The 17,350-nt window shown below is 39.3% G+C and carries 8 protein-coding genes; all 8 read right to left on the bottom strand.

Annotated elements, in window-relative coordinates; all coding sequences use genetic code 11:
- Nucleotides 1-45 precede the first annotated feature (45 nt).
- Nucleotides 46-180 carry a hypothetical protein gene (locus tag B3C94_RS14635; protein ID WP_293904912.1) on the bottom strand — a complete coding sequence of 45 codons (135 nt, stop codon included), beginning with the start codon at nt 178-180 and terminating at the stop codon, nt 46-48.
- Nucleotides 173-2,578 (bottom strand): ABC transporter permease, encoded by a 2,406-nt coding sequence (locus B3C94_RS14630; protein WP_293904910.1) that lies wholly within the window; start codon nt 2,576-2,578, stop codon nt 173-175. Before B3C94_RS14630 ends, B3C94_RS14635 begins: the two co-directional genes overlap by 8 nt.
- 33 nt (nt 2,579-2,611) lie before the next feature.
- Nucleotides 2,612-5,002, bottom strand: coding sequence for an ABC transporter permease (locus B3C94_RS14625; protein ID WP_293904908.1), 2,391 nt, complete (start codon nt 5,000-5,002; stop codon nt 2,612-2,614).
- Nucleotides 5,003-5,050: 48 nt separating this feature from the next.
- The gene (locus B3C94_RS14620) at nt 5,051-7,444 is read right to left on the bottom strand and encodes an ABC transporter permease (RefSeq protein ID WP_293904906.1); all 2,394 of its coding nucleotides are present in this window, start codon (nt 7,442-7,444) and stop codon (nt 5,051-5,053) included.
- A gap of 100 nt (nt 7,445-7,544) precedes the next feature.
- Nucleotides 7,545-9,908, bottom strand: a complete 2,364-nt coding sequence (locus tag B3C94_RS14615; protein WP_293904904.1) for an ABC transporter permease — start codon at nt 9,906-9,908, stop codon at nt 7,545-7,547.
- A 32-nt stretch (nt 9,909-9,940) separates the two neighbouring features.
- Entirely contained in the window at nt 9,941-12,331 is a 2,391-nt protein-coding gene (locus tag B3C94_RS14610) for an ABC transporter permease (RefSeq protein ID WP_293904902.1), read from the bottom strand.
- Nucleotides 12,332-12,544: 213 nt separating this feature from the next.
- On the bottom strand, nt 12,545-14,908 hold the full coding sequence (locus tag B3C94_RS14605) for an FtsX-like permease family protein (protein ID WP_293904900.1): 2,364 nt from the start codon (nt 14,906-14,908) through the stop codon (nt 12,545-12,547).
- 32 nt (nt 14,909-14,940) lie between these two features.
- Entirely contained in the window at nt 14,941-17,322 is a 2,382-nt protein-coding gene (locus B3C94_RS14600; RefSeq protein ID WP_293904898.1) for an ABC transporter permease, read from the bottom strand.
- Nucleotides 17,323-17,350: the final 28 nt, after the last annotated feature.

Genomic DNA, 17,350 nt, shown 5'->3' with positions numbered 1-17,350 from the left:
TTCGGTCGTGGAGCTGCTGATAGCTTGTTTGCTCCATTTAGAAAATTAAAAATACAAATGTTTGGCCAAGTAATTATCCTGTTGATCATAAGCGTATTGCCTTCCTGATTCTTTTCCATGCTGTTCGATATCGGACAGTGCTTTGTCCACAGCTGAACAGACAAGTTTATTTTTATTCATCACGTAGACTGTCAACAGGCTTTGTTAGGGCCGCGCGTATCGCTTGTGAACTTACAGTAATTAAAGCAATAAAAACGGCTAGCGCTCCTGCTAGCACAAACATCCACCATTGCATCTCAATACGGTACGCAAAATTTTCTAACCATTTGTGCATCATCCACCAAGCAAGAGGAGAAGAAATGATAATGGCAATTAGAACGAGTTTGACGAACTCAGTGGAAAGCATGCGTGTAATGACGGGCACTGTAGCTCCAACAACTTTTCGGATCCCTATTTCTTTTTTGCGTTGATTGGCGGTAAAAATAGCTAGACCAAATAGACCAAGGCAGGCGACAAAAATAGTCAGTCCCGCAAAGATGCTCAGTAACTTACCGGTTTTCACTTCTGCTTGGTAGGTTTGCGCGTATCGGTCATCCAAAAAGGAATAGCTAAATGGAATGTCTGTTGGAAAGGATCGATAGAGAGACGCTAATTTTTGAATAAGCTTCTCCATATCGGCTGTTTGGGTTTTGAGAATCAAACTCCCGGCTTGATCGCTAAGAACCATCACAAGCGGGGAGATCTGCTCATGCAAAGAGCGAAAATGGAAATCCTTAACGACACCAATAACACGATAGCTTTTGTTGTCTTTATTGGTCAATATTTTACCAAGGCTATGATCGTTCCAACCTAGATCTTTTGCTGCGGTTTCATTGATGATGACAGAAAGGCTGTCATTGCCAAATGTTTTTGCGAAATTTCGTCCTTCTTTAAGCTGCATACCCATAACCGGAATATATTCTTCATCTATATCGTAACGAATCGTTTTGACCCATTGATCAGTATTGCCATCTGGATAGATGAAAAAATTGTTGTTGTTACTTTCTCCGGCAGGGAGATAGGACGAATGCGAGACATGCTTGATTCTGCTATCTTGCATCAATAAATTATAATATGTCTTTTCGTTTTTCCCTAAAGGCCAGCTCGGTATAATAAGGACATTATCCTTGTTATATCCAAGTTTAATATGACGCATATAATCCAGCTGCTGAACAACGACCACGGTCCCAAAGATAAGTCCGACGGAAATGATAAATTGAAATACAACGAGGCCACTTCGTAAATTCAAACCTTTAGTCGAACGGCTTATCTTTCCTTTTAATACGCGTAGCGGATTAAATGAGGATAAATATAAGGCGGGATAGCTGCTAGAAAATAGACCGACCGCTAAACCAAAAATCAGTAGGAGTGGGATAATTTTAAAAGCGTTAAGTTTTTGAATTTCAATTTCTTTTCCTGAAATCTGATTAAATAGAGGAAGGGCAAGTAAAACAATTCCTAAGGCTACTCCCAAAGCAATATAGGTCAGTAGGACACCCTCCAGCATAAATTGCCGCATGAGATTTTGCTTATCTGCACCTAATACTTTTCGAACTCCTACTTCTTTACAGCGCCTAAAACCACTGGCTGTAGATAGATTCATAAAATTAATTGTGGCAATCAATAGCATAAAGAGCGCGATAGCGCTGAAGATGTAAACGTACCGTATATCTCCTGGAGGACTGAGATCATAGTTGAAATTCGAATGCAGGTGGATATCCGTAAGTGGCTGTAGGTAAAGCCCGATCTTATTTCCCGATTTTTTGTATTCTTTGTAGCTCATACCAAAGCCGGCCATAAATTGTGTGGCTACATGTTTGTCGAATAGGGCGGCTAAGTTTTTTTCGAGCTTTTCACGTGACGCATTTTTCGAAAGCAGCGCATAAGTATAATACTCGGAGGTCATCCACGAATCTGATCGTGAATCTTCCAGTGCATCCAAAGAGGTAAATACATCAAAATGAAAATGGGAGTTTTGAGGAACATCTTTAATTACGCCAGTGATTTTGAGAATAGTTGGATTGTCTTTGATGATGAGGTCTCGACCGACAACATCGTTTGTACCGAAGAATTTTATGGCGGTGGATTCGGATATCACTGCAGAATTAGGGGAAGAAATAGCTGTAGACAAATTCCCTTTAATAAAAGGAAGTGTGAAAATTTTAAAAAACGAAGCATCCACGTAAGCCATTTTTTCTTCGTGGAAAACTTTATTGTTGACAACAAATAGGGGGGATTCACCGATTCTTAGTCGTGCCGTTTCTTCAACTTCGGGCAGCTCTGACTTCATGGTCGAAGCAACAGGTGGCATCACATGTGCCTCATTGATCGTTCCGCCCTTAACAGTTCCTCTGAAAACAACACGTACAATTCGATCTGCATGCGCATTAAAACGATCAAAGCTAAATTCATGACTTACGTATAAACTGATCAGCAAACAGGTCGCAATTCCCATGGCCAATCCAACGATGTTGATAAACGAAGTGGAGAAATTGCGGGTTAAATTCCGCCATGCTATTTTTAAATTATTCTTGATCATATTGAGGCCCCCTCTATTACTATAAATAAATATTTACTCGTTTCGTAAGCTATCTACGGGATTGCTTAGCGCCGCGCGTATTGTTTGGATATTGACAGTAATCATACTGATCAAAAAGGTTGCCGCTGCTGCAAGGATAAAGAACCACCATTGTACCCCCACATTGTAGGCATAATCTTCAAGCCATTTTTTTGAAAAATACCAGGCTATTGGACTGGCAATAAAAATAGCTAATGACGTTAAGATGAGATAATCTTTTGAAAAGAGATGTGATATGTCGAGCACAGTTGCGCCTAGGACTTTGCGAATGCCGATTTCTTTGGTACGCTGTTCAAGATTTTGCATAATTAAGCCCGTAATACCCAATGCGGAGATCAATAGCGCCAAAGCACTAAATAAAATAAACAATTGTACTTGCTTATTTTCCTTTTCATATTGTTCTGCAATTAACTCATCGATCCATTGAAATGAAACGTGTTTGTCAGGATAGGTACGCTGAATGATTTTAGATACCGATCGAAGGATTTGCTGTTCTTGTCCTTCCGCCACTTTTATCAGAATATTGCCGCTTCCATTAAAATCTTTTGCTAAAATCACAGTCGGTACCATCTTTAGACGAAAAGACTCACTATGAAAATCTTTAATGATCCCGACGGGGATAATTTGAAGGTCTTTATATAAGATACCGAGTTTGTCTATCCCAAGCTTTCTTGCGGTGCTTTCGGTCACAAGGACATTATTGATCTCTCCGTCATCTTCTGCTCCCATTTCAACATGCGTATAATCTTCAGGAGTCAATAATCGACCTTTAATCAAATGGATTCCCAAAGTCTTGGACAGATCCTTATCCCCACCGATAAAACTGACTTGGATGTTTTTTTCCGGATCGTCTTTATCTACAATTGTCTTGGCAAGGTAGCCTGAACCGATCGTTGGTGTCCAGGCAGCGACGCTGATCGATTCAATACCGGTAAGTTGACTAATTTGATCTTTTATACTTGTATTTTGTGAGCCCTTATTGAAATAGTCGATATTTAGCACATTTTTGACTTCCATTCCCAGTGGTGCTGATTGCATATAGTTAAGTTGTGACTTAATTGTTATAAGTCCTATGAGGACGATAATAGCAAGACTAAATTGTGTTGTAATAAGCATTTTTTTAATCAACACTTCGGCATTAGGGATTTTTGACAGCTTATTCTTCAAGGCATCCGAACTCTTAATACCAGAGATCAGCCATGCGGGATAAAAGCCAATCAATAGACCAAGGATGATCGATACCGTCAGAAAGGCCAATAGCAAGGGGAGCTGTAAGGATCTCACATAAGCGAGATCATAGCCTATAAAGTGTTCCAGTTGGGACAATCCAAGTTTAAAAAGGACTAAACTGCATATTGCGGAAATAAAAAAAAGTAGGATTGTTTCTAATAGCATACGCCTGATCATTTGGGGGCGGCTGGCTCCTAGGATCTGATGTATATGAAGTGCTCTTAATCTTTTAACGGTTCTTACAGCATAGATATTAATAAAATTGATACAGGAAATAATAAAGACCAAAACGGCAACGCCTACAAATATGTTTGTTGTTTTTTGGTTGCCACTGATTTCTGCGCTGCCTAATGGCTCCATATAGATGTACTGAATAGGCTGAAGGCGAAAGGAAGTTACATGTTTTGTATTTGGACTGAGGAATCCTTTATACCAATGATTTAATTTCTGCTCAAGATCTACTCTTGGTGTCCCGGATTTTAGCTGTACAAATTGTTCGGTGTAGTAGCCCGAGCCATCTTTGTTTAATTCCATCGATATCTTTGGAACTAAAGCAATGATGGAAGCTCTGAGCGTTGAATTATAAGGAAGATTATCCATAACTCCCGTAATAATATAATCAGATGGCTGATCACTATAGGGGTCGGCACTTTGGATGACTTTTCCAATGACATTTTCATTCCTAAAATATTTTTCTTTGAATTCTTTGTCGATGAGTAGGTTTGTTTTTCCTTGGACCAGCTGCTTAGGATTGCCTTCAAGAAGCTTGATGCTCAACATGTCCAAGATGTTGGTTTCCGATTCCAGTGCTTGTATGCCTATGGATTGTGTTGAGTTAGCATCCGGTTTTAGATAGTATTTTCTAGATTCTATACGAGCCTCATTTTGAATCTCTGGAAATACTTGTTTGAGTTCTGTACTTAAATTAACGAATGTTCTCGACATCTGTCGTTCAAGGCCAGCAGTAGAATCTATGGTAACAATCCGAAAGAGGTGATCGGCATTTTTCCAGCTTTTGTCATACGAATTTTCTTCAATGACAAGAGCGAATACGAGAAGACACAGGGAGAAACCCATACTTAACCCTAAGATATTGATCCAAGTATATTGTCGGTTTTTTATAATGCTGCGAAGGGCAAGTTTGAATGAATTCATCGTCTTCTACCTGGTTTAATGCTATCGAAAAAAAACGTTAAACTTTAGTTACTCATCACGTAAACTATCGACGGGATTACTTAATGCAGCCTTAATTGCTTGATAGCTTATCGTGGCCATACTGATCAGGATAGCCAATAATCCAGCGATGACAAAGTAATACCATTGTATCGCAATCCGATAGCTGTAATCTTGTAGCCATTTGTCCATAGCCCACCAAGCAATAGGTGTTGCGATAAAAATGGCGACAACGACGAGCTTGATAAAATCGATCGAAAGTAGAGATGTTACTTGGGTGGCACTTGCACCGAGAACTTTACGAACGGCAATTTCTTTCATCCGAGTTTCGGCCATATAGGCGATTAATGCCAATAAACCCAGGCAGGAAATAAAGATCGTCAATCCTGCAAAGATCATAGCCAGTGTACCTATCGCTTTTGTTTCCTTAAATTTTTCTTCGTATGTTTTGTCAATAAATTGATATTCGAAAGGGTAGTCTGGGTTGAACTTTTTAAAGATTGACTCAATTGTTTTTAAGTTGTCCGCGATGTTGTTGTTTGTATTTAAACGATAATGAATCGTTGTAAACCAGGCTTGTGGCCCTAATATCACCATGGGTTTATTGTCTCCGAAAGGTGATCCAATAATAAAATCTTTGATAACCCCAACTACAGTCCACTTTGTGCCATCGCCATCCACAATGCTATTAACCGGATTTTTGAGATGCAAACTTTTTACTGCGGATTCATTTAAAATCAAAGCCGTACTGTCTGTCGCAAATTTGTAAATATCGATATCCCGCCCCTGTGTAAGCGTTAGGCCTAGATTTTTTACGGCATCGGCATCGGTACTAAATCGGTTATAAGAAATGCGTTTGTCCTGTTCCGTTGGTATACCAGATGTAAATCCCCAGCCATTGCTGTAGAAATCTGTTACCGGCGACATATTTTTTGATACAGAAACAACGGCATTACTGGCTAATAATTCGTCTCTGAGAATCTTATAATTCTTTTCGAGGTCACCTTGGATACTGCTGTAAAGCAGCCCATTTTCATTATAACCGCGGTCGCGCTGTTTGGTATATTGGATTTGTTTGGCCACAATGACTGTCGCGATAATCAATATAATAGCGAGACTAAATTGAACGACGACTAAGAGCGAGCGAATACTAAGGCCTCTTGTTTTAGAAACAAATTTTCCTTTCAGGGTCTTGATAGGCTGAAATGAAGAAAGAAAAAAGGCCGGGTAGGTACCCGCTAACACACCCGTAAATAAGGCAAAACCAATTAAAAAAAGCCAGGTTGGTAAGTTTAATAACGATAAGCTAAGCTGTTTTCCGACAAGCTCGTTAAAAAATGGCAGGACAATAAAAACAAGTATAGTCGCGAGTACCATGCCGATCAGGCTAATCAATATGCTTTCAACCAGGAACTGCGCCATTAGGCTTGTCTTATTAGCACCGATTACTTTGCGGACACCGACCTCTTTCGCACGGCGTTCGGAACGCGCCGTGCTTAAATTCATAAAATTGATGCTGGCTACCAATAAAATAAATACACCAATCCAAGCAAATAGTTTGACGATATCAATACGTCCGGAAGTATAATTTCCTCCTTTTCCGCTATTGTAAAGGAAAGAATCTGGATAAGAAAAGGCAAAAATCTCGCCCGTATTTCTGGCAGAAAGACGACCGTCAGCCTTATTGCTGGCGTTGATATGGTCTCTTAAATAGGTTCTGATCTTGTCATTGAATGCCGTTAGTGAAACACCTTCTTTTAATAATATATAAGTGCTTATTGAATTGTTGCTCCAGTTGTCGTCTACATAGCCAATTATTTTTGCATACTCGAAGGGAAGCAGGATGTCAAATTTAAAGCTTGAATTGCTCGGAAGATCTTTCAGCACGGCTTGCACAGAGACTTGATTAACCGAATCTATTTTAATAGATTTTCCAATAGGGTCTTCGTCGCCAAATAAAGCCTTTGCATATCTTTCCGTGAGGACAAGGCCTTTGGGATGATCAAATCTAACATTCTGTTTGCCTTTAATAAATGGGAAAGAGAACATCCTGAAAAAACCGGGATCGATGAAAACAGTATTAGCAATGAGCTTTTTTTCCTTGAATGTTGTTAAAAATTGATGTCCCTCGTTGTATCTTGTAAAAGCTTCGATATCGGGGAAATCAGCTGCCAATGAGGGCGCTAATATTTTAGGCGTATACGCCCAGGCTGACTTATCGCCTTGAAATTCGTCACGATTACTCAATACATACAGGCGATTACCTTTCTCATGAAAGCGGTCCATGGTCAACATATGCTGCAACCAAAGTGCAATAAGTAATGCTCCGGCCATACCGATCGCTAACCCGATGATGTTAATCAAAGAGAATGACTTATTCTTCATCAGATTGCGCCAGGCAATTTTAATATAGTTCCTTATCATGATTTTTTACTCTTTCGTTTTTAAACTTTTGGCTTTATTGATTAATATGGATCAATTGTCTCTGATGGTTATAACGATGACTTTCTAACTATCTTGATCGCTATTCATCCCTCAACGTTTTTACCGGATTACTATTGGCAGCCTTTATGGCTTGCGTACTTACCGTAAAGAAAGCCACGAATAAGGCAGAAATTCCCGCTAATGCAAAAAACCACCATTGTATTTCAATGCGATAGGAAAAGTCCTGTAGCCATTTGTTCATCAGCCACCAGGCTATTGGTGAAGCAATCAGAATGGAAATAATGACAAGCTTTACAAAATCTTTGGATAACATGGCGGTAATCCCACTTACCGAAGCACCGAGTACCTTACGAATGCCAATTTCTTTAGTTTTCAGTTCAGCAATATAAGAAGCAAGCCCAAATAAGCCCAGGCAAGAGATGAAAATAGCTAATCCCGAAAAAATGAATGCGAGTTTAGCTGTCTGTTGCTGATCGTTGAATTTAGCTGCAAATTTCTGATCCACAAACTGGTACTCGAAGGGGTAGGCTGGATTGAATTTTTTAATAATTTCCTCGATTTGCTTTAGGCTCATTTCCATCGCTCTGTTTGGACTGGTACGTATAACCAAATTGAATAATGCTGTTTTGTTAGCATATATGAGCATTGGTTTTACGGGACTATAGGGGGAGCCACTGATATAGTCGTTGATTACACCGACGATGGTATAGCTGTTGTCACCCCATTTAAGAAAGCTCCCGACAGGATTTTCCAATTTCATTTCCTTGACAGCAGCTTCATTCAGTAACGCAGCAGTACTATCGGCTGCTAATCTCGAATAATCAATATCACGTCCTGCTACGAGCCTTAATCCAAGAGTTTTGACAAGATCACTTTCCGCTCTTCCCAGATTAAAACCCATTTTTTTCTCTTGTTCGGGAGTAGCTCCCTGCCAGGAGAAACCTCCCCAAGAATTGCCGGAACTGCCTGTGATTGAAGATCCTATTCGTGTGACAGCGGTAGCGACTCCCTTATTGATCAATTCTGATTTGATTGCCTCATAGTTTTTTCCTAGATCACCTTCGAGTCCAATTTCGAGCAATTGAGCTGTATTATAGCCAATGTCACGTTGTCCTGCATATTCAATTTGCCGCCTGACAACAATGGTCGCGATAATCAGTATAACGGCTATACTAAATTGGAAGACAACTAATAATTCTCGAAAATTCAATGAAAACTTTTTTGATCGTGCAAATATTTTTAGTGATTTAACTGGTTTGAAAGCGGACAGTACAAAAGCCGGATATAATCCAGCCAATAATCCTGTTAAAAAGATAAAACCTACTAACGAAAACCATAGTGCTGTATCTGAGGACGAAAAGGCTAAGGGTTTATCTAAAATTTTATTAAATAAGGGGAGCATAAACTTAGTCAATAATAGTGCACTTGCGCCTGATATAACAGCTAGCAGTATAGATTCAGCGAGAAATTGGACAATTAAATGGAAACGTTTGGCTCCTACAACTTTTCGTATAGCAACTTCCTTTGCTCTTTTTTGGCTACGGGCAGTACTGAGATTGATAAAATTGATACAGGCAATCAATAATATCAATAAACCTATTCCCGCTACTAATTTAACTTGATCTATCTTTCCGCCGGCTGGGACTCCCTGCTCGAATCTGGAATACAGATGCATTTTGGATACCGGATATAAAAAAAGTGATCCTTTTAACTCCTTGTTGGATTTTCTCTCGATCATGTTGATGAGCTTATTATTGAAAGCATCAACATCGGTTCCTGATTTTAATTGCACATAAGTTGAAAATGTAATCGTATTCCAATTTGGTGAATATTTACTGGCATCGGCTAAAGGGATCAGATAATTAAAGTCGAAATTGGTATTGCTTGGCAAATCTTGCATAACAGCAGAAACTTTATAAGGTTCCTTATTGTCAAGAATAATAGTTTTATCCAATGGATCTATATCCCCAAATATACTCTTTGCTAAACTTTCAGTTAGAATAATATTGTTTACTTCGGCTAGTGCCTGATGATTATTTCCACGTTTCAACTTGAAATCAAATAATTCAATAAAGGATGGATCAACCTCATTTCCCTTGGACTTGATCTTCTTATCGCCAAAAGACATCAGGGCGGTGCTGCTCCAATACATGCGAGCTGCACGTTCTACTTCTGGATAATCCTCTAATAGAGCCCGAGCTGCTCGCCCTGAGGTAACGTCCATTAGATTTATTTTCCCATCATCATTTTTGTATTTGTTCCAAAGTTTATATATGTTTTCTTGGTTGCTGTAAAAATTGTCGAATTGCAATTGATTTTTTATCCATATACCGATGATCAGTACAGCTGCCAATCCAATAGAAAGTCCAATAATATTAATCGCGGAGTACCCCTTGCTTTTCCATAGGTTCCGCCATGCTATTTTGATGTAGTTCTTTATCATAGTTATTGAGTAATGATCGTGATAAGATTCTTCTATTCGTCCCTTAAACTATCAACAGGGTTTACAATTGCCGCTTTTACAGTTTGAAAACTGATCGTGACAAATGATACCAGTAATGCGCTGATTGCTGCCAGGATAAATACCCACCAGTCCAGTGTAATGTGATACGCAAAATTTTCCACCCAGCGGTGCATGGCGTACCAACCTAAGGGTACACTGATAAAGACAGCGGAAAGGACTAGCGCCATGAAGTCCACGCTTAATATTTTAACAATTTTTCCTGTTGAGGCACCTAATACTTTACGGATACCAATCTCTTTGAAGCGTTGTTGCACAGCGTATGCTGATAGCGCAAATAGTCCCATACAGGCGATAGCAATTGTAATGATCGAAAACAGCTGCATTACACGGGTTGTTTGTTGATCTTTGAGATATAGCTTGTTATAGTCGTCATTGAGAAAATGATATTCAAAACTGTTTTTTGAGTCGATGTCTTTGATGACAGCTTTTACTTGAGTCAAGGCATCTTTTAGAGGCGTAGTTGGGTTGAGCCGAACGAAAATATTGCCGAAATAGTCATACTCAGGAAAAAGTACGATTGGTTTGACTTCGTTGTGGAGTGAAGCAAAGTTAAAACTCGCAACAACTTGTTTGATGCTTCCCTTGCGTCCATTTAAATTGATTTTCTTTCCTATAGCTTGCTCTGGCGTAAACCCCATGGCCGATGCCGCGAGGGTATTCACCACAAAGCCATATTCTGGGGAGGCTGTATCCCGTGCGCGTAAGATATCTGTATCTGAAAGCGGTGTGCCAGCGACTGTTGGGATATGAAAAACGGATACAAAATCTTTTTCAATCGGGATTGCAGTAACATTCATATCAAAATCACTGGGTTGGCCTTCTACTTCATTGATGCTGTAGCCACCTTGGATATTGACTGGGTTATCATACGAAGCAGTCACTCCTTGGACACTATTGAGCTGCAGTAATTTGTCTTTTAACAGTTGTCTTTCTTTATCTTGCCATCCTCGTCCATCAATGACTAGCATATCAGAGCGATCCAAACCTGTGTTTTTGGATTGGATAAAATCCATCTGTCTACTGGCAAATAAGGTGCAGATAATAAAGAATATAGAGATACTGAACTGAAAAGTCACGAGTACTTTGCTTAGTGATATTCCATGTTGTTTTTCAGTAAGTTTTCGTTTGAAAATAGAAATAGGCTTTGAACTGGCGATCGAATAAGCTGGCCAGCCACCTGATAGGAGTGTCAGCAGGACAACGAAAACAAGCAAAGAGGCATAAAACCTAGGGTCTGTCCATACGGTCAATTTCATTTCGGCGCCCATAAATGAGCTGAACACTGGTAACAGGAATACTGTCGTCAGAAGACTAAAAGCGACAGCCAGAAAGACCATGATACTGCATTCAAAGAAGAATTGAAAGAATATTGTTTTCCTTGCGGCACCCAACACTTTTTTGACCCCGATTTCCTTTTTTCGTTCGAGAGCATGTGCCAAGACCAAATTTGTAAAATTGATACAGGTTAGAATAATGAGTGCAGTGCCCAAGGCCATTAAAATATAGATAGAGGTTATGTTACCCGTGCCCGCAGCTTTGGAATAAAGATGGATCTCGGTCAGCTTTTCTAAGACGAACCGAAATTGATAGCCTTGTTTTGTTGCTTCAGCAAATTTTGATTTTGTCATTTGATCCAATTTCTGCTGGATCAAACTGAAATGATTTTTGTTTTTTAAGAGTGCTATGCTGATATCATTGGCCGATGACCAAGCCATTTCTTTGTAGCGTTCTAATCCTTTGTTGGAAAGAAGTGCAGAGAAATTCAGCTGGGTATTTGTGGGTAAGTCTGCGATAATGCCTGTAATTTTCCAGTTGATTTTGTCAATGGATAGTGTCTGACCGATGGCCGGTTGATTAGGGAAATATTTCTCTGCTAGTTTCTCTGTTAAGACAATTTGATTAGGCTCTGCTAACGCTGATTTCGGGTCCCCTTCAATAAATTTATAGCCTAATGTCTTAAAAATATTTTGGTCTGCATATAATAGACCTTTTTCAGTGATCAATGCTTCCTTGTATTCTATCTTACTGCCTTTGGTATAGCCGTAAAGTCTGGTTGCCTGTTCTATCTCTGGAAATTCCGCTTGCATGGTCGGAACCAAACCTGTTGGTGTTACCGAAGAATTTACTTCTTCCGTGCTGTTTGGCGATTTGTAGTTGAGGCTGATATATGCTAGACGGTCGGCATTGGGGAGGAAACGCTCGTAGCTGGATTCATGGTATATATATGCCGCCAATAATAGAAAACATGTTATTCCTATACTAAGTCCAAACATATTTAGAAGAGAAAATCCTTTGTTTTTTCTAATATTTCGCCAAGCGATTTTAAAATAATTCTTTACCATGATCATGAGCATTTAGACTGTTAATTAGGCTATATTCTTGTCACTTAGCTCGCTTTAGCAGAAAGCTCTGTTATTCGAAATAGCAAAGTCAGCTAGTTCAATTCGTTTGCCATAAATATAATGTATTGATTTTTAGGTTTTTGTTATTGTTTTTTGAACGTCTTCAATGTTCGGAAACGGACAGTTTAGTGTCCGTCCCCGAACAAACTGGCATTATTCGCTTCTTAAGGTTTTTACAGGGTTTGCATATGTTGCCTTAATCGCTTGGTAACTGACCGTCAGCAGGGTAATGACAAATGCGGTTAAGCCTGTGATAGCAAAGACCGTCCATGTAATTGATATGCGATAAACATAATTTTCGAGCCATGATTCCATCAAGAGGTAAGCTAGCGGAGCAGCAAGTACAAAGCCGATGCCTGTGAGCCAAATATATTCTGTAGAAAGTAGTCGCCACAAGCCAATTTCTGATGCGCCTAATACTTTACGAATGCCTATTTCTTTTTCACGTTGCTCCGTAAGAAAGGAAACCAGCGCGTATAGACCAAGGCAGGAAATGAGTATGGCGAGACCTGTGAATAGACTTGTTAAGCTCTTAATCATTTCCATTTGTTGAAACTGTTTGGCATATTCCTGATCCGTAAATGTATAATCAAAAATCAGGTCGGGATCTATGCGATTGAACGTTGTTGCAATAGCTTTTAAGTCCGGCTTAAGGTCTTGGCTCTCATTTAATTGAAGTGTGATTTTGTTCTTAGGTAGAAAATCAAGAAAATAGGCCGTAGGTGTAATAGATTTGAAAGGCGATTCGGAAAGTGTATTTTTGATTATACCTACGATATGATAGTCGATACCCGCACGTGAAAGCTGTTTACTGTTAAGGTCGGTAACGCCCATAAATCTAGCAGCAGCTTCATTCACAATAACAGCCGTTGAATCTGTTTTAAAATCATTTGAAAAATTACGACCTTTTATAAAATTCCACTGTACAGTCTCTGCAAAGTTGTCATCTACTGTGAAGATACCCATAATTGCACCGTCCTTTGTATCGTTGCCCTGCCAATTAAATCCACCTCCTGTCAACGATAGATGGTTAACAAAGTTGGAAGAAAGCGCAGCATCCTGAATTAACCGCTGCTCGATCAATTCTTTCCGGAGGACGTCAAAGTTTTTGACGATCGTAGGACTAGAAGAAGTAATATTTACCAAATTGGAACTTTTATAACCGATAGGACGATCCTTTGTGTAACGCAATTGCTGGATCACGAGATAGGTAGATATCATCAGGAAAATAGAAATGGCAAATTGGACAATGACCATAGCTTTCCGCGTTCGGGATCCACCTTTTTTACTATTAATCTTGCCTTTCAAAGCAAGAATAGGATTAAAAGCCGATAAAAATAATGCCGGATACATGCCTGCAAGAATACCAATAGTAAGTACTCCCAATAGGGAGTAACCATAGAATCGAAAATCTGTAAAAGGTATATGTAAGCTTGTATGAGTGATTGTATTGACCCAAGGCAACAGCAATGTAGCGAATAGAACAGCGATCAAAAAAGCACAGGCTACCGCGAGGATAGATTCCACAAGAAAGCCAGCAATAAGTTGTCTGCGATTGACACCAACAGATTTTAAAACACCAATTTCTTTCCCTCTTTTTAGACTTCTTGCCGTACTCAGATTAATAAAATTTATACTAGCCAATAAAATAATGAATACGCTGATCCAGGCAAACATCCATACATATTGAATCTGCCCGCCTATGTTCTTTCCATTCTTAAATGAATCGTATAAGTGCCATTTGGACATGGGATGTAATAGGATCTCAGGTTTTATATCCGTTAATTTTTTGTTGATGATATTTGTTAGTTTATTTTCTAGAGCGGGAACAAAGGCAGCATTGTCGATTTTGGCGAAGGTGCTAAAAAAGCAGCTGGACCAGCTGTCTTCTACCCCTTGGTCTTTAGCGAGATAGTCGACGAAAGGCAATACATAATCCAAACCATAAAAGGTGCTGTTTTCAGGAATGTCTTTATACACACCTTGAATAGTATACTGTTCTTTACCATTCAATTGAAGCATTTTTCCGATAACGTCTGTCTGGTCGAACAGTCGTTTTGCCAAGGATTCGGAAATAATAATGGTTGATGGGCTGGTCGGAGTAGCATTGTTGCCTTTTAGAGACTCGAGGGAGAATAATTCGGAAAACTTTCCTAGGGCATAAAACCCCGGAGCATTTAATTTTTTATCGCCTACTTTCAGATTGTTGCTTTCCATATTGGTGATCAAAGTGGCATCTGGCATCTCATTTTTCAAATCAGATGCGATCGTTTTGACCAAAGGAATAGGGGTGGAGCGATCAGTTGATTTCTCATCGTTGAAAGTGCCCGTCATCATCACCTGATAAATATGCTGATAATTGTTGTGGTGCTTATCAAAAGAAAGCTGTTTAAGCACCCATAACGTACTTATCAGGGCAACAGTAAAGCCTAGTGCTAATCCCAAAATATTTATTGTTGTATTTAGGGGACTGCGTTTTAAATTTCTAAGCGCTGTTTTTAGGAATAATCGGATCATTTTATACTGTTGTTTTGGTTCTCAAATATAAACTATTCATCGTGCAAACTTTTTACAGGATTGGCATATGCGGCCTTGATGGATTGGAAGCTTACCGTAAATAATGCTATAGCAATGGTTATCCCAGCAGCATATAGAAAAATAGTAACTGGGAGCGTTGTTCTAAACGCAAATCCATCGAGCCAGTTTATGCTGAAATATACAGCTATTGGTATCGCGATGACATTGGCTAAAATGATAAGGAGTAAAAATTCCCTATTTAGTAATTGTATGATGTTGAATACCGTTGCACCAAGGACCTTTCTGATGCCAATTTCTTTGGTTCTAACCTGTGCTGTATAAGTACATAGTCCTAAGAGTCCTAGACAGGAGATAACAATGGCAATCATCGCAAAAAAGTTGAATAAGGTGCCTTGTTTCTGTTCATTCATATATTGCTTTTGATAGTTTTCGTCAAGAAAACTATAACTCATCGGCATATCATCATAATAACTTTTCCAGATTTGCTGTAAGGTATTTAATGCGGATTTTGTTCCGGATGCTGTTGTTTTAACGTAAAGCTGCCAACAGTCTTTTGGACTATATTGAAATACCATGGGTTCGATTTTTTGTCTCACGCTGGCATAATTAAAGTCTTTTACAACACCAATAATAGTTCCCGGAACTGTTCGAATGCGTAAGCGCGTGCCAATAGGATCTTTTAGCCCCATTTCCCGTACTGCCGTTTCATTGATAATGAAATGTGTTGAATCGGCTATGGAACCCGTGAAATTACGGCCTTGGGTAATTTTTATCTTAAAAAAGTTGAGCGCAGACTGATCGGCGTATGTCATATTGAACCAGAGATTTGATTTGCTGGGTTTTCCTTCCCAATCGTTATCTCCTGTTGAACCGCCGCCGTAAACTATATCTCGTCCTAAGCGGATTACCGCATTAATATCCTTATTTTTTAATAATTCAGTTTTGACTGCATCAAAATGACTGGACATTTTGGGGGCCATGGTAACGGAAATAATATGATCTTTTTCATAACCAAGGTTTTTATGCCGGATATAATCCAATTGACGACCAATAACGATTGTTAGGGTGATCAGGATGATAGAAACGGTAAACTGTAGAACTACTAATATCTTTCTTGCACTGGAATTTTTTAGGACAAATCGGCCTTTGAGCACTTTAATCGGATCAAATTTTGATAAAAGCAGGGCCGGGTATACACTTGTAAGTGCTAATGTCCCTATAAGCATGATCAGCACACTTAGCCATAGCGTGGAATTAAAGAGCTGTAAAGAAATCTGTTTCCCCGAGAAATTATTAAACCAGGGAAGGCCGATAAATACGAGCGCCAGTGCTAGTAATGATGCAAGGGCAAATAACATGGCCGTTTCCAATATAAATTGAAAAAAAAGTTCTTTTTTGCCCGCACCAATTATTTTGCGAATTCCTACTTCTTTTGCTCGGGATAAAGAGCGTGCTGTGGAAAGATTGATATAATTGATACTTGCGATGACAATAATCATAATTGCTACACCTATAAAAATCCGAACACTTCCAATGCCACCGTCGCTGCCGTCCATTTGATAGAGATGCACTTTTGCGAGTGCTTGTGTAACATAGGGAACAGGGGCGTCCTCAGGTTTATTCCTTTCATGTATCGCCTGTAGCTTTTTGGAGACCGCAGCAAGATTTGCATCAGGCCTTAGCAACAGATAGGTTTCAAACGAAAAACTGGACCAATCTTCATCCATGGACGATAAAAAGGTCTTATTATCATAGGTCGTTTTATTTTTAATATAGGCTTGTTCGTTAAATCTCGAAATGGGGAGCAGAACCTGAAATTGAAAAGTAGAGTTTTCTGGATAGTCGGCAATGACACCTGAGACAACACATAGGTCCTCGATACCCAGTGTCACGGTCTTTCCTATGGGATTTTCATCGCCAAAATATCTGTGTGCCGTACGCTGTGTAATTACAATGGAATTGTTGTCAGGAAAAGGCTGTTTTGGATTGCCCTGTAGTAACGGAAAATCGAAAATACTAAAATAACTGGGGTCTACAAATGCAAAATTCTTTTCATTAAATCTCTTTTCCTTATATTTAAGTGCAGCATCTCCAATCTTAAAAATACGTACTGCATCTTGGACCTCAGGAATCTCCTTTTTTGCAAAACTTCCTACGGGAGCAATGATGGATCCAAAGATGCGTTTTGATATCCCTGTTCCTCCTTCTATACCAATTTTGTAAATGGATCGCTGTTTTTTATGGAATCGGTCAAAGGACAGCTCATCCTGAATCCAGAGCAATAGGAATATCCCCACAACCAATCCTGCTGTCAATCCTAAAATATTAATGGCACTATAGAATTTATTAGAAAAAATACTTCGCCATGCGGTTTTGATGAAGTTCTTTATCATTATTATGGGTTTTAAGTGATTAATACGT

The organism is Sphingobacterium sp. UBA5670 (genome assembly GCF_002420705.1).
Classification (GTDB): Bacteria; Bacteroidota; Bacteroidia; order Sphingobacteriales; family Sphingobacteriaceae; genus Sphingobacterium.
This window is presented reverse-complemented; position numbering and strand designations above follow the sequence as displayed.

Excerpts from the sequence above, each read along its gene's own strand:
- B3C94_RS14635 (WP_293904912.1), bottom strand. The coding sequence starts at position 180 with ATGAATAAAAATAAACTTGTCTGTTCAGCTGTGGACAAAGCACTGTCC.
- B3C94_RS14630 (WP_293904910.1), bottom strand. The coding sequence starts at position 2,578 with ATGATCAAGAATAATTTAAAAATAGCATGGCGGAATTTAACCCGCAAT.
- B3C94_RS14625 (WP_293904908.1), bottom strand. The coding sequence starts at position 5,002 with ATGAATTCATTCAAACTTGCCCTTCGCAGCATTATAAAAAACCGACAA.
- B3C94_RS14620 (WP_293904906.1), bottom strand. The coding sequence starts at position 7,444 with ATGATAAGGAACTATATTAAAATTGCCTGGCGCAATCTGATGAAGAAT.
- B3C94_RS14615 (WP_293904904.1), bottom strand. The coding sequence starts at position 9,908 with ATGATAAAGAACTACATCAAAATAGCATGGCGGAACCTATGGAAAAGC.
- B3C94_RS14610 (WP_293904902.1), bottom strand. The coding sequence starts at position 12,331 with ATGGTAAAGAATTATTTTAAAATCGCTTGGCGAAATATTAGAAAAAAC.
- B3C94_RS14605 (WP_293904900.1), bottom strand. The coding sequence starts at position 14,908 with ATGATCCGATTATTCCTAAAAACAGCGCTTAGAAATTTAAAACGCAGT.
- B3C94_RS14600 (WP_293904898.1), bottom strand. The coding sequence starts at position 17,322 with ATGATAAAGAACTTCATCAAAACCGCATGGCGAAGTATTTTTTCTAAT.